Genomic DNA, 24,912 nt, shown 5'->3' on the forward strand with positions numbered 1-24,912 from the left:
ATGCCCGCTCCCTGCTCCGCCAGGAGGAAAGGCCTTGAAAGACCTACTGAATTTGCTGAAAAACCAGGGTCAAGTCGAAGAGTTCGACGCCATCCGCATCGGTCTGGCGTCGCCTGAAATGATCCGTTCGTGGTCGTTCGGTGAAGTTAAGAAGCCGGAAACCATCAACTACCGTACGTTCAAGCCTGAGCGTGACGGCCTGTTCTGCGCCAAGATCTTTGGCCCAGTCAAGGACTACGAGTGCCTGTGCGGCAAGTACAAGCGCCTCAAGCACCGCGGCGTAATCTGCGAGAAGTGCGGCGTTGAAGTTGCCCTGGCGAAGGTTCGTCGTGAGCGCATGGCGCACATCGAGCTGGCCTCGCCGGTTGCCCACATCTGGTTCCTGAAGTCGCTGCCGTCCCGTATCGGCCTGCTGATGGACATGACCCTGCGTGATATCGAGCGCGTGCTCTACTTCGAGAGCTATGTCGTTATCGACCCGGGCATGACTACCCTGGAAAAGGGCCAGCTGCTGAACGACGAGCAGTACTTCGAAGCGCTGGAAGAGTTCGGTGACGACTTTGACGCCCGCATGGGTGCCGAGGCTGTCCGCGAGCTGCTGCACGCTATCGACCTGGAGCACGAGATCGGCCGCCTGCGCGAAGAAATTCCGCAGACCAACTCGGAAACCAAGATCAAGAAGCTTTCCAAGCGTCTGAAGCTGATGGAGGCTTTCCAGGGCTCGGGCAACCTGCCTGAGTGGATGGTCCTGACCGTCCTGCCAGTGCTGCCGCCGGACCTGCGTCCGCTGGTTCCGCTGGATGGTGGCCGTTTCGCGACTTCCGACCTGAACGACCTGTATCGTCGGGTGATCAACCGTAACAACCGTCTGAAGCGCCTGCTGGATCTGTCGGCGCCGGACATCATCGTGCGCAACGAAAAGCGCATGCTGCAGGAAGCGGTCGACGCCCTGCTGGACAACGGCCGCCGTGGTCGCGCCATCACTGGCTCGAACAAGCGTCCGCTGAAGTCCCTGGCCGACATGATCAAAGGTAAGCAAGGTCGCTTCCGTCAGAACTTGCTCGGTAAGCGTGTTGACTACTCGGGCCGTTCGGTAATTACCGTAGGTCCGACCCTGCGTCTGCACCAGTGCGGTCTGCCGAAGAAGATGGCCCTCGAGCTGTTCAAGCCGTTCATTTTCGGCAAGCTGGAAATGCGTGGTCTGGCGACCACCATCAAGGCTGCCAAGAAGATGGTCGAGCGCGAGCTGCCAGAGGTGTGGGACGTTCTCGCCGAAGTGATTCGCGAACACCCCGTACTGCTCAACCGTGCACCGACTCTTCACCGTCTGGGTATCCAGGCGTTTGAACCCGTACTGATCGAAGGTAAGGCTATCCAGCTGCACCCGCTGGTCTGTGCTGCGTACAACGCCGACTTCGACGGCGACCAGATGGCCGTTCACGTGCCGCTGACCCTGGAAGCCCAGCTCGAAGCGCGTGCGCTGATGATGTCGACCAACAACATCCTGTCGCCAGCCAACGGTGAGCCAATCATCGTTCCGTCGCAGGACGTTGTACTGGGTCTGTATTACATGACCCGTGAAGCGATCAATGCCAAGGGCGAGGGTCGCGTGTTCGCCGACCTGCAGGAAGTCGACCGCGTATTCCGCGCCGGCGAAGCCGCCCTGCACGCGAAAATCAAGGTTCGTATCAACGAAACCGTGAAAGAGCGTGATGGCTCGGTGGTCAAGAACACCCGCATCGTCGACACCACCGTCGGTCGTGCGCTGCTGTTCCAGGTTGTGCCAGCAGGTCTGCCGTACGACGTGGTCAACCAGCCGATGAAGAAAAAGGCGATCTCTAAGCTGATCAACCAGTGCTATCGCGTGGTTGGTCTGAAAGAGACCGTTATCTTCGCCGACCAGCTGATGTACACCGGTTTCGCTTACTCGACCATTTCCGGCGTTTCCATCGGTGTTAACGACTTCGTTATCCCGGACGAGAAAGCCCGCATCATCGGTAACGCTACCGACGAAGTGAAGGAAATCGAGAGCCAGTACGCCTCCGGTCTGGTAACCCAGGGCGAGAAGTACAACAAGGTCATCGACTTGTGGTCGAAGGCGAACGACGAAGTGTCCAAGGCGATGATGGCCAACCTCTCGAAAGAGAAGGTCATCGACCGCGAAGGCAAGGAAGTCGAGCAAGAGTCCTTCAACTCGATGTACATGATGGCTGACTCGGGTGCGCGGGGTTCCGCAGCCCAGATCCGTCAGCTGGCCGGTATGCGTGGTCTGATGGCCAAGCCGGACGGCTCCATCATCGAGACGCCGATCACTGCGAACTTCCGTGAAGGTCTGAGCGTACTTCAGTACTTCATCTCGACTCACGGTGCTCGTAAGGGTCTGGCGGATACCGCACTGAAAACCGCTAACTCCGGTTACCTGACTCGTCGTCTGGTGGACGTTGCCCAGGATCTGGTTGTGACCGAGATCGACTGCGGCACCGATCAGGGCCTGGTGATGACGCCACACATCGAAGGCGGCGACGTTGTAGAGCCGCTGGGTGAGCGTGTATTGGGTCGTGTCATCGCCCGTGACGTGTTCAAGCCAGGCACCGAGGACGTTATCGTTCCGGCCGGTACCTTGGTCGACGAGCAGTGGGTTGAGTTCATCGAGCTGAACAGCATCGACGAAGTGATCGTGCGTTCGCCGATCAACTGCGAAACCCGCTACGGCATCTGCGCCAAGTGCTACGGTCGTGACCTGGCTCGCGGTCATCAGGTGAACATCGGTGAAGCTGTCGGCGTTATCGCTGCCCAGTCGATCGGTGAGCCGGGTACCCAGCTGACCATGCGTACGTTCCACATCGGTGGTGCCGCAAGCCGTACTTCGGCTGCCGACAGCGTCCAGGTGAAGAATGGCGGTATGGTGCGTCTGCACAACCTGAAGCAGGTTGAGCGTGCCGACGGTAACCTGGTTGCCGTATCGCGTTCGGGTGAGTTGGCGATTGCCGACGAGTTCGGTCGTGAGCGTGAGCGCTACAAGCTGCCTTACGGTGCGGTGATTTCGGTCAAGGAAGGTGAAAAGGTCGAAGCTGGCGCCATCGTTGCCAAGTGGGACCCGCACACTCACCCGATCGTTACCGAGCTGAAAGGTACCGTGACCTTCGTGGGCATGGAAGAAAACATCACCATCAAGCGTCAGACCGATGAACTGACTGGCTTGACCAACATTGAAGTACTGGACGTCAAGGATCGCCCTGCCGCAGGCAAGGAAATCCGTCCAGCAATCAAGATGGTCGATGCCTCAGGCAAGGACCTGTACCTGCCAGGTACCGACGTACCTGCCCAGTACTTCCTGCCAGCCAACGCCCTTGTCGGTGTGGCTGACGGTGCGCAGATCGGTGTTGGTGACGTTATCGCGCGTATCCCGCAAGAAACGTCGAAGACCCGTGACATTACCGGTGGTCTGCCGCGTGTTGCCGACCTGTTCGAAGCGCGTCGTCCGAAAGAAGCCTCGATTCTGGCTGAAGTCAGCGGCACCATCGCATTCGGTAAAGAGACCAAGGGCAAGCGTCGCCTGGTAATCACTCCGACCGACGGTAGCGATCCGTACGAAGAGCTGATTCCGAAGTGGCGCCACCTGAACGTCTTCGAAGGTGAACAGGTAAACCGCGGCGAAGTTATCTCCGACGGCCCGAGCGATCCGCATGACATCCTGCGTCTGCTGGGTGTGAGCGCGCTGGCGAAGTACATCGTCAACGAGATCCAGGATGTTTACCGTCTGCAAGGCGTGAAGATCAACGACAAGCACATCGAGACCATCCTGCGTCAGATGCTGCGCAAGGTCGAGATCTCCGAGTCGGGCGATTCCAGCTTCATCAAGGGCGACCAGATGGAACTGACTCAGGTGCTGGTAGAGAACGAGCGTCTCGCTGGCGAGGACAAGTTCATCTCCAAGTTCACCCGTGTGCTGCTGGGTATCACCAAGGCCTCGCTGTCCACCGAGTCGTTCATCTCCGCGGCTTCCTTCCAGGAAACCACCCGCGTACTGACCGAAGCGGCTGTAACCGGCAAGCGCGACTACCTGCGCGGCCTGAAAGAGAACGTGGTCGTGGGTCGTCTGATCCCGGCTGGTACTGGTCTGGCCTACCACAGCGAGCGTAAGCGTCGCCGTGATGCCGACAAACCGCTGCGTGTAAGCGCCAGTGAAGTGGAAGCTGCACTGACCGAAGCGCTGAATTCCAGCGGTAACTAAGTACAGGGCAAGGCCCCGGCAAGCCTCGGGCGAGCATCGGCGACATGAAATGTTGCCGATGATCGGGCGGGGAGGGCCGGGGCCTCGTCTTGACTGGGTGCAAGATCCTCTTTAGACTTTTGTACCCTTAAATTTGGTGAGGCTCCGTCTCGCCAATTTTTGGCTTTCTTGCAAGACAATAGAGTCGCAAGACAATCAGTGGAGCTAGTAGATGGCAACTATCAACCAGCTGGTACGTCAGCCGCGTAAGCGTTCGGTCGAGAAGTCCGACGTTCCTGCGCTGCAGAACTGCCCGCAGCGTCGTGGCGTGTGCACCCGTGTGTACACCACCACGCCGAAAAAACCTAACTCGGCACTGCGTAAAGTATGCCGTGTGCGTCTGACCAACGGTTTCGAGGTTTCCTCGTACATCGGTGGTGAAGGCCACAACCTGCAAGAGCACAGCGTCGTCCTGATTCGTGGCGGCCGTGTAAAAGACTTGCCAGGTGTTCGTTACCACACCGTTCGCGGCTCTCTGGATACTTCGGGCGTTAAAGGCCGTAACCAGGGTCGTTCGAAGTACGGTACCAAGCGTCCGAAGTAATCGGTCGTTTGCAGACATCCATTTTTTTGAGTCGATAAGAGTAAGGTCGGGCGTGGGTCGAATGACCTGGTCCCGGGCTAACCTGAAGACCGTTTGAGGGCTTATCATGCCAAGACGTCGTGTAGCAGCAAAACGTGAGATCCTTGACGATCCGAAGTACGGATCCCAGATCCTCGCGAAGTTCATGAACCACGTGATGGAAAGCGGCAAGAAGGCCGTAGCCGAGCGCATCGTTTACGGTGCCCTGGATACCGTCAAAGCACGCAAGAACAGCGACCCCCTGGAAATCTTCGAGAAAGCTCTCGACGCCATCGCTCCGCTGGTCGAAGTAAAGTCCCGTCGTGTCGGCGGTGCCACTTACCAGGTTCCGGTTGAAGTTCGTCCATCCCGTCGTAACGCTCTGGCAATGCGCTGGCTCGTAGACTACGCCCGCAAGCGCGGCGAGAAGTCGATGGCTCTGCGTCTGGCCGGCGAGCTGCTGGATGCTGCCGAAGGCAAGGGTGCTGCAGTCAAGAAGCGTGAAGACGTTCACCGTATGGCTGAAGCCAACAAAGCGTTCTCGCACTACCGCTTCTAATTCAAGCATCAATCTTTTTGCGAGGGCTTTATGGCTCGTACTACAGCAATTAACCGCTACCGTAACATTGGTATCTGTGCCCACGTTGACGCGGGCAAGACCACCACTACCGAGCGGATCCTGTTCTACACAGGTCTGAGCCACAAAATGGGCGAGGTGCATGACGGCGCCGCGACCACCGACTGGATGGTGCAGGAGCAGGAGCGGGGTATCACCATTACCTCCGCTGCCGTTACCACCTTCTGGAAGGGTTCCCGTGGTCAGTATGACAACTACCGCGTAAACGTCATCGATACCCCTGGCCACGTTGACTTCACCATTGAAGTAGAGCGTTCGCTGCGTGTACTCGACGGCGCGGTCGTTGTGTTCTGTGGCACCTCCGGCGTTGAGCCGCAGTCCGAAACCGTATGGCGTCAGGCCAACAAGTACGGCGTTCCGCGTGTTGTTTACGTGAACAAGATGGACCGTGCTGGTGCAAACTTCCTGCGCGTCGTAGGTCAGATCAAGAACCGTCTGGGTCACACTCCGGTTCCTGTTCAGCTGGCCATCGGTTCGGAAGATAACTTCCAGGGTCAGGTTGACCTGATCAAGATGAAGGCTATCTACTGGAACGACGACGACAAGGGTACTACCTACCGCGAGGAAGAAATTCCTGCGGATATGGTCGAGCTGGCTAACGAATGGCGCAACAACATGGTTGAAGCCGCCGCCGAAGCCACCGAAGAGCTGATGAACAAGTACCTTGAAGAAGGTGAGCTGTCCGTCGAAGAGATCAAGGCAGGCCTGCGCGCGCGCACCCTGGCCAGCGAGATCGTTCCGGCTGTCTGCGGTTCGTCGTTCAAGAACAAGGGTGTTCCCCTGGTTCTCGATGCCGTTATCGACTTCCTGCCAGCTCCGACCGAGATCCCTGCGATCAAGGGTATCCACCCTGACCTGATCGACGTGCCTAAGGACGAAGTCAAGCCAGAGCAGTTCGACGAGCGTCATGCTGACGACGACGAGCCGTTCTCGGCCCTGGCCTTCAAGATTGCCACCGACCCGTTCGTTGGTACTCTGACCTTCGTTCGCGTTTACTCGGGCTTCCTGACCTCCGGTGACTCCGTCATCAACTCGGTCAAAGGCAAGAAAGAGCGCGTTGGTCGTATGGTCCAGATGCACGCCAACCAGCGTGAAGAGATCAAAGAAGTACGTGCAGGCGACATCGCTGCTCTGATCGGCATGAAGGACGTCACCACTGGTGATACCCTGTGCAACGCCGACAAGCCGATCATCCTTGAGCGTATGGACTTCCCTGAGCCTGTGATTTCGCTCTCTGTAGAGCCGAAAACCAAGCAGGACCAGGAGAAGATGGGTATCGCACTGGGCAAGCTGGCTCAGGAAGACCCATCGTTCCGCGTCAAGACCGATGAAGAAACCGGTCAGACCATCATCTCCGGTATGGGTGAGCTGCACCTGGATATCCTCGTTGACCGCATGAAGCGCGAATTCAACGTCGAAGCCAACATCGGCAAGCCGCAGGTTTCGTACCGCGAGAAGATCACCAAATCCAACGTCGAGATCGAAGGCAAGTTCGTTCGTCAGTCGGGTGGTCGTGGTCAGTTCGGTCACTGCTGGGTTCGCTTCTCCGAGCCGGACGTGGACGACAAGGGCAACATCACTGAAGGTCTGGTGTTCTCCAACGAAGTCGTTGGTGGTGTGATTCCTAAGGAATACATCCCTGCGATCCAGAAGGGTATCGAAGAGCAGATGAAAAACGGCGTTGTTGCCGGTTATCCTCTGATCGGCCTGAAGGCCGCGGTATTCGACGGTTCGTACCACGACGTCGACTCCAACGAAATGGCGTTCAAAATCGCTGCTTCGATGGCGACCAAGCAACTGGCCCAGAAGGGCGGTGGCGTGGTTCTCGAGCCGATCATGAAAGTCGAAGTTGTAACCCCGGAAGACTACCTGGGTGACGTGATGGGTGACCTGAACCGTCGTCGTGGTCTGGTCCAGGGTATGGATGAGTCGGTCTCTGGCCGTGTCGTCCGTGCTGAAGTACCGCTCGGAGAAATGTTCGGTTACGCAACCGACGTTCGTTCCATGTCTCAGGGTCGCGCAAGCTACTCCATGGAATTCTCCAAATACGCCGAAGCTCCGTCGAACATCGTCGAAGCACTCGTTAAAAAACAAGGCTAATCCCCTTTAGGCAAGAGGTTCACTGTCGTGGCTAAAGAAAAATTTGATCGTTCCCTTCCCCACGTTAACGTCGGCACCATCGGCCACGTTGACCACGGTAAGACCACTCTGACCGCAGCTCTGACTCGCGTTTGCTCCGAAGTTTTCGGTTCGGCAATCGTTGAGTTCGACAAGATCGACTCGGCTCCGGAAGAAAAAGCGCGCGGTATCACCATCAACACCGCTCACGTTGAGTACAACTCGACCATTCGTCACTACGCTCACGTTGACTGCCCAGGTCACGCTGACTACGTGAAGAACATGATCACCGGTGCTGCCCAGATGGACGGCGCGATCCTGGTTTGCTCGGCCGCCGATGGTCCGATGCCACAAACCCGTGAGCACATCCTGCTGTCCCGTCAGGTAGGCGTTCCGTACATCGTGGTCTTCCTGAACAAGGCTGACCTGGTAGACGACGCTGAGCTGCTGGAACTGGTCGAGATGGAAGTTCGCGACCTGCTGTCCACCTATGACTTCCCAGGCGACGACACCCCGATCATCATCGGTTCGGCTCGTATGGCGCTGGAAGGCAAAGACGACAACGAAATGGGCACTACCGCTGTTAAGAAGCTGGTAGAAACTCTGGACAGCTACATTCCTGAGCCAGTTCGTGCTATCGACCAGCCGTTCCTGATGCCGATCGAAGACGTGTTCTCGATTTCGGGTCGTGGTACCGTTGTTACCGGTCGTATCGAGCGTGGTATTGTCCGCGTTCAGGATCCGCTGGAAATCGTTGGTCTGCGTGACACCACCACCACCACCTGCACCGGTGTTGAGATGTTCCGCAAGCTGCTGGACGAAGGTCGTGCTGGCGAGAACTGCGGCGTTCTGCTGCGTGGCACCAAGCGTGACGACGTTGAGCGTGGTCAGGTTCTGGTCAAGCCAGGTTCGGTCAAGCCGCACACCAAGTTCACCGCAGAAGTCTACGTCCTGTCGAAGGAAGAAGGCGGCCGTCACACTCCGTTCTTCAAAGGCTACCGTCCACAGTTCTACTTCCGTACCACTGACGTGACCGGTAACTGCGAACTGCCGGAAGGCGTTGAAATGGTAATGCCAGGTGACAACATTCAGATGACTGTTACCCTGATCAAGACCATCGCAATGGAAGACGGTCTGCGCTTCGCTATCCGTGAAGGCGGTCGTACCGTCGGCGCCGGCGTTGTGGCCAAAATCATCGAGTAATCACTCGACCGATTGAAAAAAACCCCCGCTCAGCGGGGGTTTTTTTTATTGGGTTGACACTAATTGGGGGCGTCTATAGAATCACGCCTCCTTTTAGCGGGCGTAGTGCGTCCGTTGGGAACAGCCTGGAGTCTGAAATCCAATGCAAAATCAGCAAATCCGTATCAGGTTGAAGGCTTTCGACCATCGCCTGATCGACCAATCCACCCAGGAAATCGTGGAAACCGCGAAACGTACTGGTGCACAAGTGCGTGGTCCAATTCCACTGCCTACCCGCAAAGAGCGTTTCACCGTTCTGGTCTCCCCGCATGTCAACAAAGACGCGCGTGACCAGTACGAGATTCGCACTCATAAGCGTGTTCTGGACATCGTCCAGCCAACGGATAAAACCGTTGACGCGCTGATGAAGCTTGATCTGGCGGCAGGTGTGGAAGTACAGATCAGCCTCGGCTAAGACTTCGGTCTAGTCGTGTAACGCTCTGAAATGGGCGGCCATAGCGGGTGAAAGCCCCGTACACTCATGAGGTTTACAACATGACTATTGGTGTAATCGGTCGCAAGTGCGGTATGACCCGCATTTTCACCGAAGAAGGTGTCTCCATTCCGGTCACGGTCATTGAGATCGAGCCGAATCGCGTCACCCAGTTCAAAACTGAAGAAACCGATGGCTACCGTGCAGTGCAAGTCACTGTCGGCGAGCGTCGTGCTTCGCGTGTGACTGCCGCTCAGGCAGGCCACTTCGCCAAGGCCAACGTTGCCGCTGGTCGCGGTGTTTGGGAGTTCCGTCTTGAAGAAGGCGATTTCCAGGCTGGCGATCTGATCAAAGCTGAACTCTTCACTGCAGGCCAGCTGGTTGACGTTACTGGTCAGTCCAAAGGTAAAGGCTTCGCCGGTACCATCAAGCGCTGGAACTTCCGTGGTCAGGACAACACCCACGGTAACTCCGTGTCGCACCGTGTTCCTGGTTCCATCGGCCAGTGCCAGACTCCTGGTCGTGTGTTCAAGGGCAAGAAAATGTCCGGTCACATGGGCGCCGAGCGCGTGACTGTTCAGTCCCTGGAAGTAGTTCGCGTAGACGCTGAACGCAACCTGCTGCTGATCAAGGGTGCCGTACCTGGCGCTACTGGCGGCGACGTGGTTGTACGTCCAGCTGTCAAGGCTCGCGGTTAAGGGGAAACTGACATGCAACTTAATGTAAATGACGCTCAGGCGATCGAAGTTTCCGAACTGACTTTCGGTGGCGAATTCAACGAGACGCTGGTTCACCAAGCAGTCGTGGCCTACATGGCTGGCGGCCGTCAGGGTACCAAGCAGCAGAAGACCCGTTCCGACGTGGCTGGTGGCGGTAAGCGCCCATGGCGTCAGAAGGGTACTGGCCGTGCTCGTGCTGGTACCACTCGTGGTCCGATCTGGCGTGGCGGTGGTGTAACCTTCGCAGCTCGCCCTCAAGATCACTCGCAAAAGCTCAACAAGAAGATGTATCGCGCAGCTCTGCGCTCCATCCTCGCTGAGCTGGTGCGTAGCGACCGTCTGGTCGTGGTTCAGGACTTCGCTGTTGAAGCACCGAAAACCAAAGATCTGCTGAACAAGCTGAACGGCATGGGTCTGAGCGACGTATTGATCGTTTCCGACGCTGTTGATCAGAACCTGTACCTGGCTGCTCGTAACCTGCCGCACGTCGATGTACGTGACGTACAAGGTTCCGACCCGGTCAGTCTGATCGCATACGAGAAAGTGTTGATCACTGTCTCGGCCGTGAAGAAATTCGAGGAGCTGCTGGGATGAACCAGGAACGCGTATTCAAAGTCCTCCTTGGCCCGCACGTTTCCGAGAAGGCTACCGTTCTGGCTGAGAAAAAAGGCCAGTTCGTATTCAAGGTTGCTACTGATGCAACCAAGCTGGAAATCAAGAAAGCTGTCGAAGGCCTGTTCAACGTAAAAGTTGAAAACGTGTCGACTGTTAACGTTCTGGGTAAAACCAAGCGTACCGCACGTGGTCTGGGCAAGCGTAATGACTGGAAGAAGGCGATCGTCTCCCTTCAGCCAGGCCAAGATCTCGATTTCAGCAGCAGTGCTGAGTAAGGAAGGGGTGCATCATGGCAATCGTTAAATGCAAACCGACTTCCCCTGGCCGCCGTTTCGTGGTCAAGGTGGTCAACAAGGAGCTGCACAAAGGCGCTCCTCACGCACCGCTGATCGAGAAAAAATCGAAGTCTGGTGGTCGTAACAACAATGGCCGCATTACCACTCGTCACGTTGGTGGTGGTCACAAGCAGCATTACCGTCTGGTCGACTTCCGTCGCAACGACAAAGATGGCATTCCAGCCACTGTCGAGCGTATCGAATACGATCCAAACCGTACTGCTCACATCGCCCTGCTGTGCTACGCAGACGGTGAGCGTCGCTACATCATCGCGCCTAAAGGCGTGAGCGCTGGCGACCAGCTGATCGCAGGTGCCCTGGCCCCAATCAAGGCCGGTAACTCCCTGCAGCTGCGCAACATTCCAGTAGGTAGCACCATTCACGGCATCGAACTGAAGCCGGGTAAAGGTGCTCAGATCGCTCGTTCCGCTGGTGCTTCGGCTCAGCTGATCGCTCGCGAAGGTGTCTACGTGACCCTGCGTCTGCGCTCTGGTGAAATGCGTAAAGTCCTGGCTGAGTGCCGTGCGACCCTGGGCGAAGTCTCGAACTCCGAGCACAGCCTGCGTTCGCTGGGTAAAGCTGGTGCCAAACGCTGGCGCGGCGTTCGCCCAACCGTTCGTGGTGTTGCCATGAACCCGGTTGACCACCCACACGGTGGTGGTGAAGGTCGTACCTCCGGTGGTCGTCATCCGGTATCGCCATGGGGCTTCCCAACCAAGGGTGCTAAAACCCGTGGTAATAAGCGTACCGACAACATGATCGTCCGTCGTCGCAAGTAACTAGAGGGATACGACAGTGCCACGTTCTCTGAAAAAAGGTCCTTTTATCGATCTTCACCTGTTGAAGAAGGTCGAAGTGGCGGTGGAGAAGAACGATCGCAAGCCAGTTAAAACCTGGTCGCGCCGTTCGATGATCCTGCCACAAATGGTCGGTCTGACCATCGCGGTTCACAACGGTCGCCAGCATGTTCCAGTTCTCGTGAACGAAGACATGGTCGGCCACAAACTGGGCGAGTTCGCCGGTACCCGCACCTATCGCGGGCACGTGGCTGACAAGAAAGCCAAGCGTTAAGGGGTAAGGAAATGGAAGTAGCCGCTAAGTTGTCGGGCGCTCGCATCTCCGCCCAGAAAGCCCGCTTGGTCGCCGACCAGATCCGCGGGAAGAAGGTGGGCGAAGCGCTCAACCTGTTGGCCTTCAGCAGCAAAAAAGCCGCTGAAATCATGAAGAAAGTCCTCGAGTCGGCCGTAGCCAACGCCGAACACAACGAAGGCGCAGACGTTGATGACCTGAAGGTCTCCACCGTCTTCGTCAACGAAGGGCGTTCGCTGAAGCGCATCATGCCACGTGCCAAAGGCCGTGCTGATCGCATCGTCAAGCGGTCTTGCCATATCACTGTCAAGGTTGCGGACAAGTAACGGAGTCGATCAGATGGGTCAGAAAGTACATCCCACTGGCATTCGCCTGGGAATCGTCAAGGAGCACACCTCCGTCTGGTACGCAGACGGTGCTACTTACGCAGATTACCTGTTGAAGGATCTGAAAACGCGTGAGTACCTCCAAGACAAACTAAAAAGCGCGTCCGTAAGCCGTATCGATATTCATCGTCCGGCTCAAACTGCACGCATCACCATCCACACCGCTCGTCCCGGTATCGTTATCGGTAAGAAAGGTGAAGATGTCGAGAAGCTGCGTCAGGACCTGACCAAGCAGATGGGTGTGCCTGTGCACATCAACATCGAAGAGATCCGCAAGCCGGAACTCGACGCTATGCTGGTTGCGCAGAGCGTAGCTCAGCAGCTGGAACGCCGTGTAATGTTCCGTCGCGCCATGAAGCGCGCGGTACAGAACGCCATGCGTATTGGTGCCAAGGGCATCAAGATCCAGGTGAGCGGTCGTCTCGGCGGTGCTGAGATTGCTCGTACCGAGTGGTATCGCGAAGGTCGTGTGCCTCTGCACACCCTGCGTGCCGATATCGACTACAACACCTACGAAGCTCACACCACTTATGGTGTGATCGGTGTGAAGGTTTGGATCTTCAAAGGCGAAGTTATTGGTGGTCGCCAAGAAGAACTGAAACCACAAGCACCAGCGCCTCGTAAAAAAGCTGCTAAGTAAGGGGTACGCCAAATGTTGCAACCAAAGCGTACAAAATTCCGCAAGCAGATGACTGGCCACAACCGTGGTCTGGCACTGCGCGGTAGCAAAGTCAGCTTCGGCGAATTCGCCCTGAAAGCTGTTGCTCGCGGTCGCCTCACCGCTCGCCAGATCGAGTCCGCACGTCGTGCGCTGACCCGTCACGTTAAGCGTGGCGGTAAGATCTGGATCCGTGTGTTCCCGGACAAGCCGATCTCCAAAAAACCTCTTGAGGTTCGTATGGGTAAAGGTAAGGGCTCCGTGGAATACTGGGTTGCCCAGATCCAGCCAGGCAAAGTCCTGTACGAGATCGAGGGTGTTTCTGAAGAGCTGGCGCGCGAAGCTTTCGCCCTGGCTGCTGCAAAGCTGCCTCTCGCCACCTCCTTTGTTAAGCGGACGGTGATGTGATGAAAGCGAATGAACTTCGTGAAAAATCGGCACAGCAACTGAACGAGCAACTGCTCGGCTTGCTGCGCGACCAGTTCAATCTGCGTATGCAGAAAGCAACTGGCCAGTTGGGGCAGTCGCACCTGCTCTCGCAAGTTAAGCGTGACATCGCTCGCGTGAAAACTGTGCTCAACCAGCAGGCAGGTAAGTGATCATGGCTGAAGCTGAAAAAACCGTCCGTACGCTGACTGGCCGTGTCGTCAGCGACAAAATGGACAAGACCATCACCGTTCTGATCGAGCGTCGCGTAAAGCACCCGATCTACGGTAAATACGTTAAGCGTTCGACTAAGCTGCACGCGCACGACGAAGCCAACCAGTGCAAGATCGGCGACAAGGTTTCCATCCGTGAAACCCGTCCGCTGGCCAAGACCAAGTCCTGGGCACTGGTTGAAGTCCTCGAACGCGCTGTTGAAGTCTAAGGGCTAGGGGTCGGAGAAATTTTATGATTCAGACTCAATCCATGCTCGATGTGGCCGATAACAGCGGCGCTCGTCGCGTCATGTGCATCAAGGTACTCGGCGGTTCGCACCGCCGTTACGCCGGTATCGGTGACATCATCAAAGTAACCGTCAAGGAAGCAATTCCGCGCGGTAAGGTCAAAAAAGGCCAGGTGATGACCGCTGTCGTCGTACGTACCCGTCATGGTGTTCGTCGCGCTGACGGTTCCATCATTCGTTTCGACGGCAACGCTGCTGTTCTGCTGAACAACAAGCAAGAGCCGATCGGCACTCGCATCTTCGGGCCAGTGACCCGTGAACTTCGTACTGAGAAGTTCATGAAGATCGTCTCGCTCGCCCCTGAAGTGCTGTAAGGAGATCCGACATGCAAAAGATTCGTCGTGACGACGAGATCATCGTGATCGCCGGCAAAGACAAAGGTAAGCGCGGTAAGGTGCTGAAGGTTCTGGCTGATGACCGTCTGGTTATCGGTGGCGTGAACCTGGTCAAGCGTCATACCAAGCCTAACCCGATGGCGGGCGTACAGGGCGGTATCGTCGAGAAAGAAGCGCCTCTGCACGCTTCCAACGTTGCCATCTTCAACGGTGAAACCAACAAGGCTGACCGCGTTGGTTTCAAAGTAGAAGACGGTAAAAAAATTCGTGTCTTCAAGTCGACCCAAAAAGCGGTTGATGCTTGAACACTGCTAGGTAGAAGACCATGGCACGACTGAAAGAGATTTACCGGAACGAAATCGCTCCTAAGCTTAAGGAAGAACTTAAGCTGTCGAACGTGATGGAAGTTCCGCGCGTTACCAAGATCACCCTGAACATGGGTCTGGGCGAAGCGATCGGCGACAAGAAAGTCATCGAGCACGCTGTTGCCGACCTGGAAAAGATCACCGGTCAAAAGCCGGTCGTGACTTTCGCTCGCAAATCCATCGCTGGCTTCAAAGTCCGCGAAGGCTGGCCGATCGGCGTCAAGGTGACCCTGCGTAGCGACAAGATGTACGAATTCCTGGACCGCCTGCTGGCGATCTCCCTGCCTCGGGTTCGCGACTTCCGCGGCCTGAATGCCAAGTCCTTCGATGGTCGTGGCAACTACAGCATGGGCGTGAAAGAGCAGATCATCTTCCCGGAAATCGACTACGACAAGATCGATGCTCTGCGCGGTTTGGACATCACCCTGACCACCACTGCTCGTTCGGACGACGAAGGCCGCGCTCTGCTGCGTGCTTTCAAGTTCCCGTTCCGCAACTGATTGGAGTAGGAAAATGGCCAAGAAGAGCATGAAGAACCGCGAGCTGAAGCGTCAGCTCACGGTAGCAAAGTTCGCTAAGAAGCGTGCTGAGCTGAAAGCGACCATCGTCAACCTGAACGCCTCTCCAGAAGAGCGTTTCGCTGCCGTTGTCGCTCTGCAGAAGCAGCCACGCGACGCTAGCGCCTCGCGCCTGCGCAACCGTTGCCGCCTGACCGGTCGTCCTCACGGTGTATACCGTAAGTTCGGCCTGGGCCGTAACATGCTGCGTCAAGCTGCAATGCGCGGTGACGTACCAGGCCTGGTCAAGGCCTCCTGGTAATCGCTGCAGGCAAGGCGCGGGTGGAAGGGGAGCAATCTTCCGACCGCCGGTGACCTTGCCAACAAACAAGCCCCTATATGGGGCTTGTTTCGTTTCTGCCTTGTGTCTAGAATGACCGGCTCACCTGAGCCTGGGTTTTTGCCCAAGCCGTTCGGGTGGTTGTCATAGCCGCAAGGCTAATAATTCTTGTATCAGGAGCATCTAGCCCATGAGTATGCAGGACCCGTTAGCGGACATGCTAACTCGCATCCGTAATGCCCAGATGGCTGAAAAGTCCGTCGTAAGCATGCCTTCCTCTACCCTGAAGGTCGCGGTTGCCAAAGTTCTGAAGGACGAAGGTTACATCGCTGGCTACCAGGTAACTGGTGAGGCCAAGCCTTCCCTGTCGATCGAACTGAAGTACTTCGAAGGCCGTCCGGTCATCGAGGAACTGAAGCGCTCCAGCCGTCCAGGCCTGCGCCAGTACAAGGCCGTCACCGATCTGCCGAAAGTACGTGGCGGTCTGGGCGTGTCTATCGTCTCCACCAACAAAGGTGTGATGACTGATCGCGCTGCGCGCGCTGCCGGTGTCGGCGGCGAAGTTCTGTGCACAGTGTTCTAAGGGGGGGTAGACATGTCTCGCGTCGCTAAGAACCCCGTTAAGCTGCCATCCGGTGTCGAAGTCAAATTCGCCGGTCAGCAGCTTTCGGTGAAGGGTGCCAAAGGTACTCTCGAACTGAACGTTCACTCGTCTGTTGAAGTTACCGAAGAGTCTGGTGAGCTGCGTTTCGTCGCTCGCAATGGTGACCAGCAAGCTCGTGCCATGGCCGGTACCACCCGCGCTCTGGTCAACAACATGGTCCAAGGCGTAAGCCAAGGCTTCGAGCGCAAGCTCCAGCTGGTCGGTGTTGGTTACAAGGCACAGGCTAAAGGCACCGTCCTGAACCTGGCCCTGGGCTTCTCTCACCCAGTGGACTACGAACTGCCAGCCGGTATCACCGCTGAAACACCTAGCCAGACCGACATCCTGATCAAGGGTATCGACAAGCAGCTGGTAGGTCAGGTGGCCGCTGAAATCCGCGACTTCCGTCCGCCAGAGCCTTACAAAGGTAAAGGTGTGCGTTACGCGGACGAAGTAGTCCGTCGTAAAGAAGCCAAGAAGAAGTAGGGCCTAGTAAATGACCGACAAAAAAGTTATTCGACTGCGTCGCGCTCGCAAAGCACGTCTCAAGATGCACGAACTCGAAGTCGTGCGCCTGTGCGTGTTCCGCTCCTCGCAGCACATCTACGCCCAGGTCATTTCGGCCGACGGCAGCAAGGTTCTGGCAAGCGCCTCGACCTTGGACAAAGACCTGCGTGATGGCGCCACTGGCAACATCGACGCGGCCACTAAGGTTGGCAAGCTGGTAGCTGAGCGTGCGAAAGCCGCCGGTGTATCTCAAGTTGCCTTTGACCGTTCCGGCTTCAAGTACCATGGCCGCGTCAAAGCGCTGGCTGATGCTGCTCGTGAAGGCGGGCTGGAGTTCTAAGTTATGGCAAATAACGATCAAAAGCGCGACGAAGGCTACATCGAGAAGCTGGTTCAAGTTAACCGCGTTGCCAAAACCGTAAAAGGCGGCCGTATCTTCACCTTCACCGCGCTGACCGTGGTTGGTGATGGTAAAGGTCGTGTTGGCTTCGGCCGTGGCAAGTCGCGCGAAGTACCAGCCGCGATCCAGAAGGCCATGGAAGCTGCTCGCCGCAACATGATCCAGGTTGACCTGAAGGGCACCACCCTGCAGTACGCCACCAAGGCTGCCCACGGCGCCTCGAAGGTTTACATGCAGCCTGCCTCGGAAGGTACCGGTATCATCGCCGGTGGCGCAATGCGTGCTGTCCTGGAAGTTGCTGGTGTTCAGAACGTTCTGGCCAAGTGCTACGGTTCGACCAACCCAGTGAACGTGGTTTACGCCACCTTCAAGGGTCTGAAAGCCATGCAATCTCCTGAATCCATTGCCGCCAAGCGTGGCAAGAGCGTCGAGGAGATCTTCTGATCATGGCAACCGTAAAAGTAACGCTGATCAAGAGCGTCTCGGGCCGTCTGCCTAACCACAAGCTGTGTGTTAAAGGCCTGGGTCTGCGTCGCATCGGTCACACTGTAGAAGTCCAGGATACTCCCGAGAACCGCGGGATGATCAACAAGGCTTACTACATGCTGAAGGTCGAGGGCTAATCGATGAAACTCAATGATCTGAGTCCAGCGCCGGGTTCCCGTCGCGAGAAGCATCGTCCAGGTCGTGGTATCGGTAGCGGTCTGGGTAAGACCGGCGGCCGTGGCCACAAAGGTCAGACTTCCCGTTCGGGTGGTTCGATCGCTCCTGGCTTCGAAGGCGGTCAACAGCCGCTGCACCGTCGCCTGCCGAAGTTCGGCTTCGTTTCCCTGAAAGCCATGGACCGCGCTGAAGTGCGTCTGTCCGAGCTGGCCAAAGTGGAAGGCGACGTGATCTCCGTGCAATCCCTGAAGGATGCCAACGTGATCAACCAGCACATTCAGCGTGTGAAAATCATGCTGTCTGGCGAAGTTACTCGCGCAGTCACCATCAAGGGTATCGCAGCCACCAAGGGTGCGCGTGCGGCTATCGAAGCAGCTGGCGGCAAATTCGAGGAATAAATGGCTAAGCAAGGTGCTCTCTCTTCGCTCGGTAAGGGCGGGATGTCGGAACTCTGGGCTCGTCTGCGCTTTCTGTTCATGGCGATCATCGTCTATCGGATAGGTGCGCATATCCCGGTTCCCGGCATCAATCCGGACCGTCTGGCGGATCTGTTTCGGCAGAATGAGGGGACCATTCTTAGCTTGTTCAACATGTTTTCCGGTGGCGCGCTCGAGCGCATGAGCATCTTTGCACTGGGGATCATGCCGTACATCTCGGCATCGATCATCATGCAGTTGATGACGGCGGTCAGCCCGCAACTGGAGCAGTTGAAGAAGGAAGGTGAAGCTGGCCGTCGCAAGATCAGCCAGTACACCCGCTACGGCACCGTTATCCTGGCACTGGTCCAAGCCATTGGCATGTCCATTGGCCTGGCCAACCAGGGCGTGGCGTTTTCTGCAGGCCTGGGCTTCCACGTCGTCGCTGTTTCCACTTTCGTGGCAGGCGCGATGTTCATGATGTGGCTGGGCGAGCAGATCACCGAGCGCGGTGTGGGCAACGGTATCTCGATGTTGATCTTCGCAGGTATCGTTGCCGGTCTTCCGAGAGCAATCGGGCAGTCTTTCGAGTCTGCACGCACAGGCGATATCAACATTTTCGCCTTGGTCGCCATCGGTTTGCTGGCAGTAGCGATTATCGGTTTTGTGGTGTTCATTGAGCGTGGTCAGCGTCGTATCGCCGTTCATTACGCCAAGCGTCAGCAGGGCCGCAAGGTCTTCGCTGCGCAGACTAGCCACTTGCCGCTGAAGGTGAACATGGCGGGGGTTATCCCGGCCATTTTCGCGAGCAGCATTTTGCTGTTCCCGGCTTCGCTGGGTGCCTGGTTTGGTCAGTCCGAAGGTATGGGCTGGCTGCAGGACATCTCGCAGTCGATCGCTCCTGGTCAGCCGTTGAACATTCTGCTGTTTAGTGCAGGGATCATTTTCTTCTGCTTCTTCTACACAGCGTTGATGTTCAACCCGAAAGACGTAGCGGAAAACCTGAAGAAGTCCGGTGCCTTTATTCCGGGTATCCGTCCTGGTGAGCAGTCGGCGCGCTACATTGATGGCGTTCTGACCCGTTTGACCATGTTCGGTGCTCTTTACATGATGGCCGTCTGCCTTCTGCCCCAGTTCCTGGTGGTGGCAGCAAATGTGCCGTTCTACCTTGGCGGGACCTCGTTGCTGATTGTGGTAGTGGTTGTGATGGACTTCATGTCCCAAGTACAATCGCACCTCGTTTCGCACCAGTACGAATCCCTGATGAAGAAAGCCAACCTGAAAGGCTACGGTGGCAGCGGTTTGCTGCGCTGATACGCCCCTAAGGTTCGAGGAGTCGGTAATGAAAGTTCGTGCATCGGTGAAAAAGCTGTGCCGTAACTGCAAGATCATCCGTCGCGAAGGCGTCGTACGAGTGATCTGCAGCGCGGAACCGCGTCACAAACAGCGCCAAGGCTGAGTGTGATCTGCGCTTCAAACCCAGCAGCTAGTGTGCTGCTGGGTTGATTATTCGTTTCTACAGCGATATTATCTCGCGCCCTATTTCTTGGCTTCCGGGGCGTAGGTAGCTGTCAATTGGAGTCCCACTGAATGGCCCGTATTGCAGGCGTCAACATTCCAGATAACAAGCATACTGTTATCTCGCTGACCTACATCTATGGTGTCGGTCGCACAACTGCACAGAAGATTTGTGCAGACGCTGGTGTAAACCCAGCCGCGAAGATCAAGGATCTGAGCGACGAGCAAATCGAAACCCTGCGTGGCGAAGTCGCGAAGTTCACCACCGAAGGTGACCTGCGTCGTGACATCAACATGAAGATCAAGCGCTTGATGGACCTGGGTTGCTACCGCGGCCTGCGTCATCGTAAAGGTCTGCCGGTTCGCGGTCAGCGCACCAAGACCAACGCACGCACCCGTAAGGGCCCGCGTAAGCCGATCCGCAAGTAATCGCCCAGGAATATAGACATGGCAAAACCTGCTGCTCGTCCTCGTAAGAAAGTCAAAAAGACAGTGGTTGATGGCATCGCCCACATCCATGCTTCTTTCAACAACACCATCGTGACCATCACCGACCGTCAGGGCAATGCTTTATCCTGGGCGACCTCCGGTGGTTCGGGTTTCCGTGGTTCGCGCAAATCCACCCCGTTCGCAGCTCAGATCGCTGCTGAGCGTGCTGGTCAAGCTGCGCTGGAATACGGTCTGAAGAACCTCGACGTTAACGTCAAGGGTCCAGGTCCAGGTCGTGAGTCCGCCGTTCGTGCATTGAACAGCTGCGGCTACAAGATCGCCAGCATCACCGACGTGACGCCAATCCCGCACAACGGGTGCCGTCCGCCGAAGAAGCGTCGCGTGTAATCAGGAGACAGAAGAATGGCACGTTACATTGGTCCAAAATGCAAACTGTCTCGTCGTGAAGGCACCGATCTGTTCCTGAAGAGCGGCGTTCGCGCTCTGGAATCGAAGTGCAATATCGAAGCAGCCCCAGGTATCCACGGCCAGCGCCGTGGCCGTCAGTCCGACTACGGCACCCAGCTGCGTGAGAAACAAAAAGTCCGTCGTATCTACGGTGTTCTGGAGCGTCAGTTCCGCGGTTACTACCAAGCTGCTGCCTCGAAAAAAGGCGCAACCGGTGAGAACCTGCTGCAACTGCTCGAGTGCCGTCTGGATAACGTCGTTTACCGTATGGGCTTCGGCTCGACTCGTTCCGAGTCCCGTCAGCTGGTTTCGCACAAAGCGATCAGCGTCAACGGTAAGACTGTAAACATTCCATCCTACCAAGTTCGTCCGGGTGACGTGGTCGCAGTCCGCGAGAAATCGCTGGGCCAGTTGCGCATTGTTCAAGCCCTTGAACTGTGCGCCCAGCGTGGCCGCGTTGAGTGGGTTGACGTGGATGCTGCTAAAAAGTCGGGCGTTTTCAAGAACGTTCCTGCTCGCAGCGACCTGTCTGCCGACATCAACGAAAACCTGATTGTCGAGCTCTACTCCAAGTAAGGGCTAGAAAATAGGTGCATCCATGCAGATTTCGGTAAATGAGTTCCTGACTCCCCGCCACATTGATGTGCAGGTAGTCAGTCCGACCCGCGCCAAGATTACGCTCGAGCCTCTCGAGCGTGGTTTCGGCCATACCCTGGGCAACGCGCTGCGCCGCATCCTGTTGTCCTCCATGCCTGGCTGTGCAGTAGTCGAGGCCGAGATCGATGGCGTACTCCATGAGTACTCCGCGATCGAAGGTGTTCAGGAAGACGTAATTGAAATCCTGTTGAACCTGAAAGGTCTCGCTATCAAACTGCATGGTCGTGACGAAGTTACGCTGACCTTGTCGAAAAAGGGTTCGGGGGTGGTTACCGCTGCCGATATTCAGCTGGATCACGATGTCGAGATCGTCAACCCCGATCACGTAATCGCGAACCTGGCGTCGAACGGCGCTCTGAACATGAAGCTCACTGTAGCTCGTGGTCGTGGTTACGAGCCGGCCGACTCCCGTCAAACCGACGAAGACGAAAGCCGTAGCATTGGCCGTCTGCAGTTGGACGCCTCCTTCAGCCCGGTGCGTCGTATCGCCTATGTGGTCGAGAACGCCCGTGTTGAACAGCGTACCAACCTGGACAAACTGGTCATTGATCTGGAAACCAACGGCACCCTGGATCCTGAAGAGGCTATCCGCCGCGCTGCGACCATTCTGCAACAGCAGCTGGCCGCGTTCGTCGACCTCAAAGGTGACAGCGAGCCTGTCGTAGTCGAGCAGGAAGACGAGATCGATCCGATCCTGCTGCGTCCGGTTGACGACCTGGAACTGACTGTACGTTCGGCCAACTGCCTCAAGGCGGAGAACATCTACTACATCGGCGACCTGATTCAGCGTACCGAAGTAGAGCTGTTGAAGACTCCTAACCTGGGTAAGAAGTCCCTGACTGAAATCAAGGACGTTCTGGCCTCTCGTGGTCTGTCTCTCGGCATGCGCCTCGACAACTGGCCGCCTGCAAGTCTTAAGAAAGACGACAAGGCGACCGCCTGATCGTCGTAATCACCGAACGTAGTGTTTGGTAAGGAATGAATCATGCGTCATCGTAAAAGTGGACGTCACCTGAGCCGTACCAGCTCTCACCGCAAGGCTATGTTCCAGAACATGGCAGTGTCGCTGATCGAGCACGAGCTGATCAAAACCACCCTGCCGAAAGCCAAGGAACTGCGCCGCGTTGCCGAGCCGCTGATCACCCTGGCCAAGGAAGACAGCGTTGCTAACCGTCGTCTGGCCTTCGACCGTACCCGTTCGAAGTCCGCTGTTGGCAAACTGTTCAACGACCTGGGCAAGCGTTACGCCACCCGTCAGGGCGGCTACCTGCGCATCCTGAAGTGCGGTTTCCGCGCTGGCGACAACGCGCCTATGGCGTACGTCGAGCTGGTTGATCGTCCGGTCGGCGGTGCTGTAGAAGCTGCTGAGTAAGACGTTCTGTCTGCTACAGAAAACCGGGCCTAGTGCCCGGTTTTTTGTTTTTACATCTATTGTTTATTTCTATTGATGTAAGTCATGTAATGAATTTGTTCCTGTAATCTTGCTCGTCAATACTCTCTCTACAGCCGATTAGCCGGCCCTTGAAGACCGAAAAGGAGAGCCCATGAGCAAGATTCTCACCACCGCCAGCGGTGCACCTGTAGCCGACAACCAGAACTCCCGCTCCGCCGGCCCGCGCGGTCCGCTGTTGCTCGACGACTTCCACCTGATCGAGAAGCTCGCCCATTTCAATCGCGAGAACATTCCTGAGCGTCGCGTCCATGCCAAAGGCTCGGGCGCCTACGGTACCTTTACCGTTACTCACGATATCACCGGCTATACCAGCGCCAAGCTGTTCGAAGAGGTCGGTAAACAAACCGAGACTTTCTTACGCTTCTCCACCGTTGGTGGCGAGCGCGGCTCTGCAGATACCGAGCGTGACCCGCGTGGCTTCGCGGTGAAGTTCTACACCGAGGAAGGCAACTGGGACATCGTCGGTAACAACACGCCAGTGTTCTTCATTCGCGACCCATTGAAGTTCCCGGACTTTATCCACACCCAGAAGCGCCACCCGCAGTCCAACCTGAAGAACGCTCAGATGATGTGGGACTTCTGGTCGCATTCCCCAGAAGCGCTGCACCAGGTCACCATCCTGTTTTCCGATCGTGGCATTCCGGACGGCTATCGCCACATGCATGGCTTTGGCAGCCACACCTACAGCCTGATCAATGCAAAGGGTGAGCGCACTTGGGTCAAGTGGCACTTCAAGACCCAGCAAGGCATCAAGAACCTCACCCCGACAGACGCTGCACGCCTGGCAGGTACCGACCCGGATTACGCTCAGCGCGACCTCTTCGAGGCCATTGAGCGTGGCGACTACCCGCGCTGGACTGTCTGCATTCAGGTGATGAGCGAAGCCGAGGCTGCCAGCCGCGACGAGAACCCATTCGACGTGACCAAGACCTGGTCGCAGAAGGATTATCCGCTCATCGAGGTGGGTGTGCTGGAGCTCAACCGCAACCCGCTCAACTATTTTGCAGAGGTCGAGCAGGCCGCGTTCGGCCCGAGCAATATGGTGCCCGGCGTCGGTCTTTCACCGGACCGCATGCTGCAAGGCCGTGTATTCGCCTACGCCGACGCGCACCGCTATCGCGTTGGCACCAACCACCAGCAATTGCCAGTCAACGCGCCACGTTGCCCGGTCAACAGCTATCAGCGCGACGGCTCGATGGCCACCGGCAGTTACGGTAGTGCACCGAACTACGAGCCAAACAGCTACAGCGATGCCCCGAAACAGTCGCCACGTCATGCTGAGCCAGCATTGGCCCTGAATGGTTCGGCTGATCGCTACGATCACCGTGAGGACACTGACTACTTCAGTCATGCCGGCGCGTTGTTCCGTTTGATGAGCGATGAGCAGAAAGCCCTGCTGATCAGCAACATCGCCGGTACCATGGCCGGTGTCAGCGAAGACGTGATTCAGCGTCAGCTACAGTACTTCTTCAAGGCGGATCCGGCCTATGGCGAAGGGATTGCGAAGGCTTTGGGCATCAATCTCGCCTAAGTCGAAGTGATAAGAAGAACCGCCCTCATTTGGGCGGTTTTTCAATGAATATCACTACTGTTTAACCGATTTTTTGCGTCTGATTGCGCGTTTTTCAGTGACCATAGGCAAAAGCTGGTTCACACTATGTGGCATAGACGTTTTCACATGGAGAATCAGGGCGATGCAAGGCCACCCGGATGTAATCAACTATCTCGTCACGCTGCTGAAGGGCGAACTGGCGGCACGCGACCAGTACTTCATTCATTCGCGCATGTACGAAGACTGGGGCCTGTCCAAGCTCTACGAGCGCATCAACCACGAGATGGAGGAAGAGACGCAGCACGCCGATGCCCTGATGCGTCGTATCCTCATGCTCGAAGGGACCCCTGACATGCGTGCGGATGACCTGGAGGTCGGTAGCACCGTGCCGGAAATGATCGAGGCAGACCTCAAGCTCGAATACAAGGTGCGCGGTGCGCTTTGTAAAGGCATCGAGCTATGCGAACTGCACAAGGACTACGTCAGTCGTGACATCCTGCGTGCGCAGCTGGCCGACACCGAAGAAGATCACACCTACTGGCTTGAGAAGCAGCAGGGCCTGATCAAGGCCATTGGGCTGGAAAACTACCTGCAGTCGCAGATGTAAGTTACCCACAGGCTCAAGTAAAAGCCCCTGGCACCCTCGGTACCAGGGG

General features: G+C 56.7%; 35 protein-coding genes. All 35 read left to right on the plus strand.

Features of this window, described 5'->3' with window-relative positions; all coding sequences use genetic code 11:
• Positions 1–34 precede the first annotated feature (34 nt).
• Positions 35–4,234, plus strand: a complete 4,200-nt coding sequence (rpoC, locus tag LMH93_RS02490; RefSeq protein WP_003255493.1) for a DNA-directed RNA polymerase subunit beta' — start codon at positions 35–37, stop codon at positions 4,232–4,234.
• A gap of 211 nt (positions 4,235–4,445) precedes the next feature.
• A complete protein-coding gene (rpsL, locus tag LMH93_RS02495) occupies positions 4,446–4,817 on the plus strand; it encodes a 30S ribosomal protein S12 (RefSeq protein WP_003255492.1) in 372 nt (123 codons plus the stop codon).
• Positions 4,818–4,923: 106 nt separating this feature from the next.
• Entirely contained in the window at positions 4,924–5,394 is a 471-nt protein-coding gene (gene rpsG / locus LMH93_RS02500) for a 30S ribosomal protein S7 (protein ID WP_003246741.1), read from the plus strand.
• Between the two features lie 30 nt (positions 5,395–5,424).
• Positions 5,425–7,572, plus strand: a complete 2,148-nt coding sequence (gene fusA / locus LMH93_RS02505) for an elongation factor G (RefSeq protein WP_003255490.1) — start codon at positions 5,425–5,427, stop codon at positions 7,570–7,572.
• A 27-nt stretch (positions 7,573–7,599) separates the two neighbouring features.
• Positions 7,600–8,793 (plus strand): elongation factor Tu, encoded by a 1,194-nt coding sequence (gene tuf / locus LMH93_RS02510; RefSeq protein ID WP_003255489.1) that lies wholly within the window; start codon positions 7,600–7,602, stop codon positions 8,791–8,793.
• 142 nt (positions 8,794–8,935) lie between these two features.
• Positions 8,936–9,247 (plus strand): 30S ribosomal protein S10, encoded by a 312-nt coding sequence (gene rpsJ / locus LMH93_RS02515; RefSeq protein ID WP_003186070.1) that lies wholly within the window; start codon positions 8,936–8,938, stop codon positions 9,245–9,247.
• A gap of 80 nt (positions 9,248–9,327) precedes the next feature.
• Positions 9,328–9,963 (plus strand): 50S ribosomal protein L3, encoded by a 636-nt coding sequence (rplC, locus tag LMH93_RS02520; protein WP_003255486.1) that lies wholly within the window; start codon positions 9,328–9,330, stop codon positions 9,961–9,963.
• Between the two features lie 12 nt (positions 9,964–9,975).
• On the plus strand, positions 9,976–10,578 hold the full coding sequence (gene rplD / locus LMH93_RS02525) for a 50S ribosomal protein L4 (protein ID WP_003255485.1): 603 nt from the start codon (positions 9,976–9,978) through the stop codon (positions 10,576–10,578).
• Positions 10,575–10,874 carry a 50S ribosomal protein L23 gene (gene rplW, locus LMH93_RS02530; protein ID WP_003255484.1) on the plus strand — a complete coding sequence of 100 codons (300 nt, stop codon included), beginning with the start codon at positions 10,575–10,577 and terminating at the stop codon, positions 10,872–10,874. The genes rplD and rplW overlap by 4 nt, the downstream gene beginning before the upstream one ends.
• Before the next feature lie 14 nt (positions 10,875–10,888).
• Positions 10,889–11,713 (plus strand): 50S ribosomal protein L2, encoded by an 825-nt coding sequence (gene rplB / locus LMH93_RS02535; RefSeq protein WP_003255483.1) that lies wholly within the window; start codon positions 10,889–10,891, stop codon positions 11,711–11,713.
• A 16-nt stretch (positions 11,714–11,729) separates the two neighbouring features.
• Positions 11,730–12,005 carry a 30S ribosomal protein S19 gene (gene rpsS / locus LMH93_RS02540; protein ID WP_003255482.1) on the plus strand — a complete coding sequence of 92 codons (276 nt, stop codon included), beginning with the start codon at positions 11,730–11,732 and terminating at the stop codon, positions 12,003–12,005.
• Positions 12,006–12,016: 11 nt separating this feature from the next.
• On the plus strand, positions 12,017–12,349 hold the full coding sequence (gene rplV / locus LMH93_RS02545) for a 50S ribosomal protein L22 (RefSeq protein WP_003103908.1): 333 nt from the start codon (positions 12,017–12,019) through the stop codon (positions 12,347–12,349).
• A gap of 13 nt (positions 12,350–12,362) precedes the next feature.
• On the plus strand, positions 12,363–13,049 hold the full coding sequence (gene rpsC / locus LMH93_RS02550) for a 30S ribosomal protein S3 (RefSeq protein WP_003255481.1): 687 nt from the start codon (positions 12,363–12,365) through the stop codon (positions 13,047–13,049).
• Positions 13,050–13,061: 12 nt separating this feature from the next.
• Positions 13,062–13,475, plus strand: a complete 414-nt coding sequence (rplP, locus tag LMH93_RS02555) for a 50S ribosomal protein L16 (RefSeq protein ID WP_003255479.1) — start codon at positions 13,062–13,064, stop codon at positions 13,473–13,475.
• Positions 13,475–13,666 (plus strand): 50S ribosomal protein L29, encoded by a 192-nt coding sequence (rpmC, locus tag LMH93_RS02560; protein WP_002555481.1) that lies wholly within the window; start codon positions 13,475–13,477, stop codon positions 13,664–13,666. The genes rplP and rpmC overlap by 1 nt, the downstream gene beginning before the upstream one ends.
• A 2-nt stretch (positions 13,667–13,668) precedes the next feature.
• A complete protein-coding gene (rpsQ, locus tag LMH93_RS02565; protein WP_003255478.1) occupies positions 13,669–13,935 on the plus strand; it encodes a 30S ribosomal protein S17 in 267 nt (88 codons plus the stop codon).
• A gap of 23 nt (positions 13,936–13,958) precedes the next feature.
• Complete coding sequence (gene rplN / locus LMH93_RS02570; protein ID WP_002555479.1) at positions 13,959–14,327, plus strand: 50S ribosomal protein L14; 369 nt, start codon at positions 13,959–13,961, stop codon at positions 14,325–14,327.
• Positions 14,328–14,338: 11 nt separating this feature from the next.
• Complete coding sequence (rplX, locus tag LMH93_RS02575; protein WP_003255476.1) at positions 14,339–14,653, plus strand: 50S ribosomal protein L24; 315 nt, start codon at positions 14,339–14,341, stop codon at positions 14,651–14,653.
• A 20-nt stretch (positions 14,654–14,673) separates the two neighbouring features.
• Entirely contained in the window at positions 14,674–15,213 is a 540-nt protein-coding gene (rplE, locus tag LMH93_RS02580; RefSeq protein WP_003255474.1) for a 50S ribosomal protein L5, read from the plus strand.
• Positions 15,214–15,226: 13 nt separating this feature from the next.
• Positions 15,227–15,532, plus strand: coding sequence for a 30S ribosomal protein S14 (gene rpsN, locus LMH93_RS02585; protein ID WP_003255472.1), 306 nt, complete (start codon positions 15,227–15,229; stop codon positions 15,530–15,532).
• A gap of 208 nt (positions 15,533–15,740) precedes the next feature.
• Complete coding sequence (gene rpsH, locus LMH93_RS02590; RefSeq protein WP_003255471.1) at positions 15,741–16,133, plus strand: 30S ribosomal protein S8; 393 nt, start codon at positions 15,741–15,743, stop codon at positions 16,131–16,133.
• 12 nt (positions 16,134–16,145) lie between these two features.
• Positions 16,146–16,679, plus strand: coding sequence for a 50S ribosomal protein L6 (gene rplF / locus LMH93_RS02595; protein WP_003255469.1), 534 nt, complete (start codon positions 16,146–16,148; stop codon positions 16,677–16,679).
• Between the two features lie 10 nt (positions 16,680–16,689).
• Entirely contained in the window at positions 16,690–17,040 is a 351-nt protein-coding gene (rplR, locus tag LMH93_RS02600) for a 50S ribosomal protein L18 (RefSeq protein ID WP_003255467.1), read from the plus strand.
• Between the two features lie 3 nt (positions 17,041–17,043).
• On the plus strand, positions 17,044–17,544 hold the full coding sequence (gene rpsE, locus LMH93_RS02605) for a 30S ribosomal protein S5 (RefSeq protein ID WP_003255465.1): 501 nt from the start codon (positions 17,044–17,046) through the stop codon (positions 17,542–17,544).
• A gap of 2 nt (positions 17,545–17,546) precedes the next feature.
• Positions 17,547–17,723 (plus strand): 50S ribosomal protein L30, encoded by a 177-nt coding sequence (gene rpmD / locus LMH93_RS02610; RefSeq protein WP_003255463.1) that lies wholly within the window; start codon positions 17,547–17,549, stop codon positions 17,721–17,723.
• A gap of 3 nt (positions 17,724–17,726) precedes the next feature.
• A complete protein-coding gene (gene rplO, locus LMH93_RS02615; protein ID WP_003255461.1) occupies positions 17,727–18,161 on the plus strand; it encodes a 50S ribosomal protein L15 in 435 nt (144 codons plus the stop codon).
• The gene (secY, locus tag LMH93_RS02620) at positions 18,162–19,493 is read left to right on the plus strand and encodes a preprotein translocase subunit SecY (protein ID WP_003255459.1); all 1,332 of its coding nucleotides are present in this window, start codon (positions 18,162–18,164) and stop codon (positions 19,491–19,493) included.
• Between the two features lie 28 nt (positions 19,494–19,521).
• Positions 19,522–19,638, plus strand: coding sequence for a 50S ribosomal protein L36 (gene rpmJ, locus LMH93_RS02625; protein WP_002555468.1), 117 nt, complete (start codon positions 19,522–19,524; stop codon positions 19,636–19,638).
• 131 nt (positions 19,639–19,769) lie between these two features.
• On the plus strand, positions 19,770–20,126 hold the full coding sequence (gene rpsM / locus LMH93_RS02630; protein ID WP_003255457.1) for a 30S ribosomal protein S13: 357 nt from the start codon (positions 19,770–19,772) through the stop codon (positions 20,124–20,126).
• 18 nt (positions 20,127–20,144) lie between these two features.
• Entirely contained in the window at positions 20,145–20,534 is a 390-nt protein-coding gene (rpsK, locus tag LMH93_RS02635; RefSeq protein ID WP_003255454.1) for a 30S ribosomal protein S11, read from the plus strand.
• Between the two features lie 15 nt (positions 20,535–20,549).
• On the plus strand, positions 20,550–21,170 hold the full coding sequence (rpsD, locus tag LMH93_RS02640) for a 30S ribosomal protein S4 (RefSeq protein WP_003255453.1): 621 nt from the start codon (positions 20,550–20,552) through the stop codon (positions 21,168–21,170).
• A 22-nt stretch (positions 21,171–21,192) separates the two neighbouring features.
• Positions 21,193–22,194: a DNA-directed RNA polymerase subunit alpha gene (locus LMH93_RS02645; protein WP_003255452.1), complete on the plus strand. Its 1,002-nt coding sequence runs from the start codon at positions 21,193–21,195 to the stop codon at positions 22,192–22,194.
• 42 nt (positions 22,195–22,236) lie between these two features.
• Positions 22,237–22,623, plus strand: coding sequence for a 50S ribosomal protein L17 (gene rplQ, locus LMH93_RS02650; RefSeq protein WP_003255451.1), 387 nt, complete (start codon positions 22,237–22,239; stop codon positions 22,621–22,623).
• A 172-nt stretch (positions 22,624–22,795) separates the two neighbouring features.
• Positions 22,796–24,235, plus strand: a complete 1,440-nt coding sequence (locus LMH93_RS02655; protein WP_014860902.1) for a catalase — start codon at positions 22,796–22,798, stop codon at positions 24,233–24,235.
• Between the two features lie 163 nt (positions 24,236–24,398).
• Positions 24,399–24,863 (plus strand): bacterioferritin, encoded by a 465-nt coding sequence (gene bfr, locus LMH93_RS02660; protein WP_003255449.1) that lies wholly within the window; start codon positions 24,399–24,401, stop codon positions 24,861–24,863.
• The last annotated feature ends 49 nt before the right edge of the window (positions 24,864–24,912 follow it).

Origin of the sequence: Pseudomonas sp. CIP-10 (assembly GCF_020911845.1) — a bacterium.
In the GTDB taxonomy this organism is placed as follows: Bacteria; Pseudomonadota; Gammaproteobacteria; order Pseudomonadales; family Pseudomonadaceae; genus Aquipseudomonas; species Aquipseudomonas alloputida.

Coding starts and splice junctions, on each gene's coding strand:
- rpsL (WP_003255492.1), top strand. CDS start 4,446: ATGGCAACTATCAACCAGCTGGTACGTCAGCCGCGTAAGCGTTCGGTC.
- rpsG (WP_003246741.1), top strand. CDS start 4,924: ATGCCAAGACGTCGTGTAGCAGCAAAACGTGAGATCCTTGACGATCCG.
- fusA (WP_003255490.1), top strand. CDS start 5,425: ATGGCTCGTACTACAGCAATTAACCGCTACCGTAACATTGGTATCTGT.
- rpsJ (WP_003186070.1), top strand. CDS start 8,936: ATGCAAAATCAGCAAATCCGTATCAGGTTGAAGGCTTTCGACCATCGC.
- rplC (WP_003255486.1), top strand. CDS start 9,328: ATGACTATTGGTGTAATCGGTCGCAAGTGCGGTATGACCCGCATTTTC.
- rplD (WP_003255485.1), top strand. CDS start 9,976: ATGCAACTTAATGTAAATGACGCTCAGGCGATCGAAGTTTCCGAACTG.
- rplW (WP_003255484.1), top strand. CDS start 10,575: ATGAACCAGGAACGCGTATTCAAAGTCCTCCTTGGCCCGCACGTTTCC.
- rplB (WP_003255483.1), top strand. CDS start 10,889: ATGGCAATCGTTAAATGCAAACCGACTTCCCCTGGCCGCCGTTTCGTG.
- rplV (WP_003103908.1), top strand. CDS start 12,017: ATGGAAGTAGCCGCTAAGTTGTCGGGCGCTCGCATCTCCGCCCAGAAA.
- rpsC (WP_003255481.1), top strand. CDS start 12,363: ATGGGTCAGAAAGTACATCCCACTGGCATTCGCCTGGGAATCGTCAAG.
- rplP (WP_003255479.1), top strand. CDS start 13,062: ATGTTGCAACCAAAGCGTACAAAATTCCGCAAGCAGATGACTGGCCAC.
- rpmC (WP_002555481.1), top strand. CDS start 13,475: ATGAAAGCGAATGAACTTCGTGAAAAATCGGCACAGCAACTGAACGAG.
- rpsQ (WP_003255478.1), top strand. CDS start 13,669: ATGGCTGAAGCTGAAAAAACCGTCCGTACGCTGACTGGCCGTGTCGTC.
- rplN (WP_002555479.1), top strand. CDS start 13,959: ATGATTCAGACTCAATCCATGCTCGATGTGGCCGATAACAGCGGCGCT.
- rplX (WP_003255476.1), top strand. CDS start 14,339: ATGCAAAAGATTCGTCGTGACGACGAGATCATCGTGATCGCCGGCAAA.
- rplE (WP_003255474.1), top strand. CDS start 14,674: ATGGCACGACTGAAAGAGATTTACCGGAACGAAATCGCTCCTAAGCTT.
- rpsN (WP_003255472.1), top strand. CDS start 15,227: ATGGCCAAGAAGAGCATGAAGAACCGCGAGCTGAAGCGTCAGCTCACG.
- rpsH (WP_003255471.1), top strand. CDS start 15,741: ATGAGTATGCAGGACCCGTTAGCGGACATGCTAACTCGCATCCGTAAT.
- rplF (WP_003255469.1), top strand. CDS start 16,146: ATGTCTCGCGTCGCTAAGAACCCCGTTAAGCTGCCATCCGGTGTCGAA.
- rplR (WP_003255467.1), top strand. CDS start 16,690: ATGACCGACAAAAAAGTTATTCGACTGCGTCGCGCTCGCAAAGCACGT.
- rpsE (WP_003255465.1), top strand. CDS start 17,044: ATGGCAAATAACGATCAAAAGCGCGACGAAGGCTACATCGAGAAGCTG.
- rpmD (WP_003255463.1), top strand. CDS start 17,547: ATGGCAACCGTAAAAGTAACGCTGATCAAGAGCGTCTCGGGCCGTCTG.
- rplO (WP_003255461.1), top strand. CDS start 17,727: ATGAAACTCAATGATCTGAGTCCAGCGCCGGGTTCCCGTCGCGAGAAG.
- secY (WP_003255459.1), top strand. CDS start 18,162: ATGGCTAAGCAAGGTGCTCTCTCTTCGCTCGGTAAGGGCGGGATGTCG.
- rpmJ (WP_002555468.1), top strand. CDS start 19,522: ATGAAAGTTCGTGCATCGGTGAAAAAGCTGTGCCGTAACTGCAAGATC.
- rpsM (WP_003255457.1), top strand. CDS start 19,770: ATGGCCCGTATTGCAGGCGTCAACATTCCAGATAACAAGCATACTGTT.
- rpsK (WP_003255454.1), top strand. CDS start 20,145: ATGGCAAAACCTGCTGCTCGTCCTCGTAAGAAAGTCAAAAAGACAGTG.
- rpsD (WP_003255453.1), top strand. CDS start 20,550: ATGGCACGTTACATTGGTCCAAAATGCAAACTGTCTCGTCGTGAAGGC.
- LMH93_RS02645 (WP_003255452.1), top strand. CDS start 21,193: ATGCAGATTTCGGTAAATGAGTTCCTGACTCCCCGCCACATTGATGTG.
- rplQ (WP_003255451.1), top strand. CDS start 22,237: ATGCGTCATCGTAAAAGTGGACGTCACCTGAGCCGTACCAGCTCTCAC.
- LMH93_RS02655 (WP_014860902.1), top strand. CDS start 22,796: ATGAGCAAGATTCTCACCACCGCCAGCGGTGCACCTGTAGCCGACAAC.
- bfr (WP_003255449.1), top strand. CDS start 24,399: ATGCAAGGCCACCCGGATGTAATCAACTATCTCGTCACGCTGCTGAAG.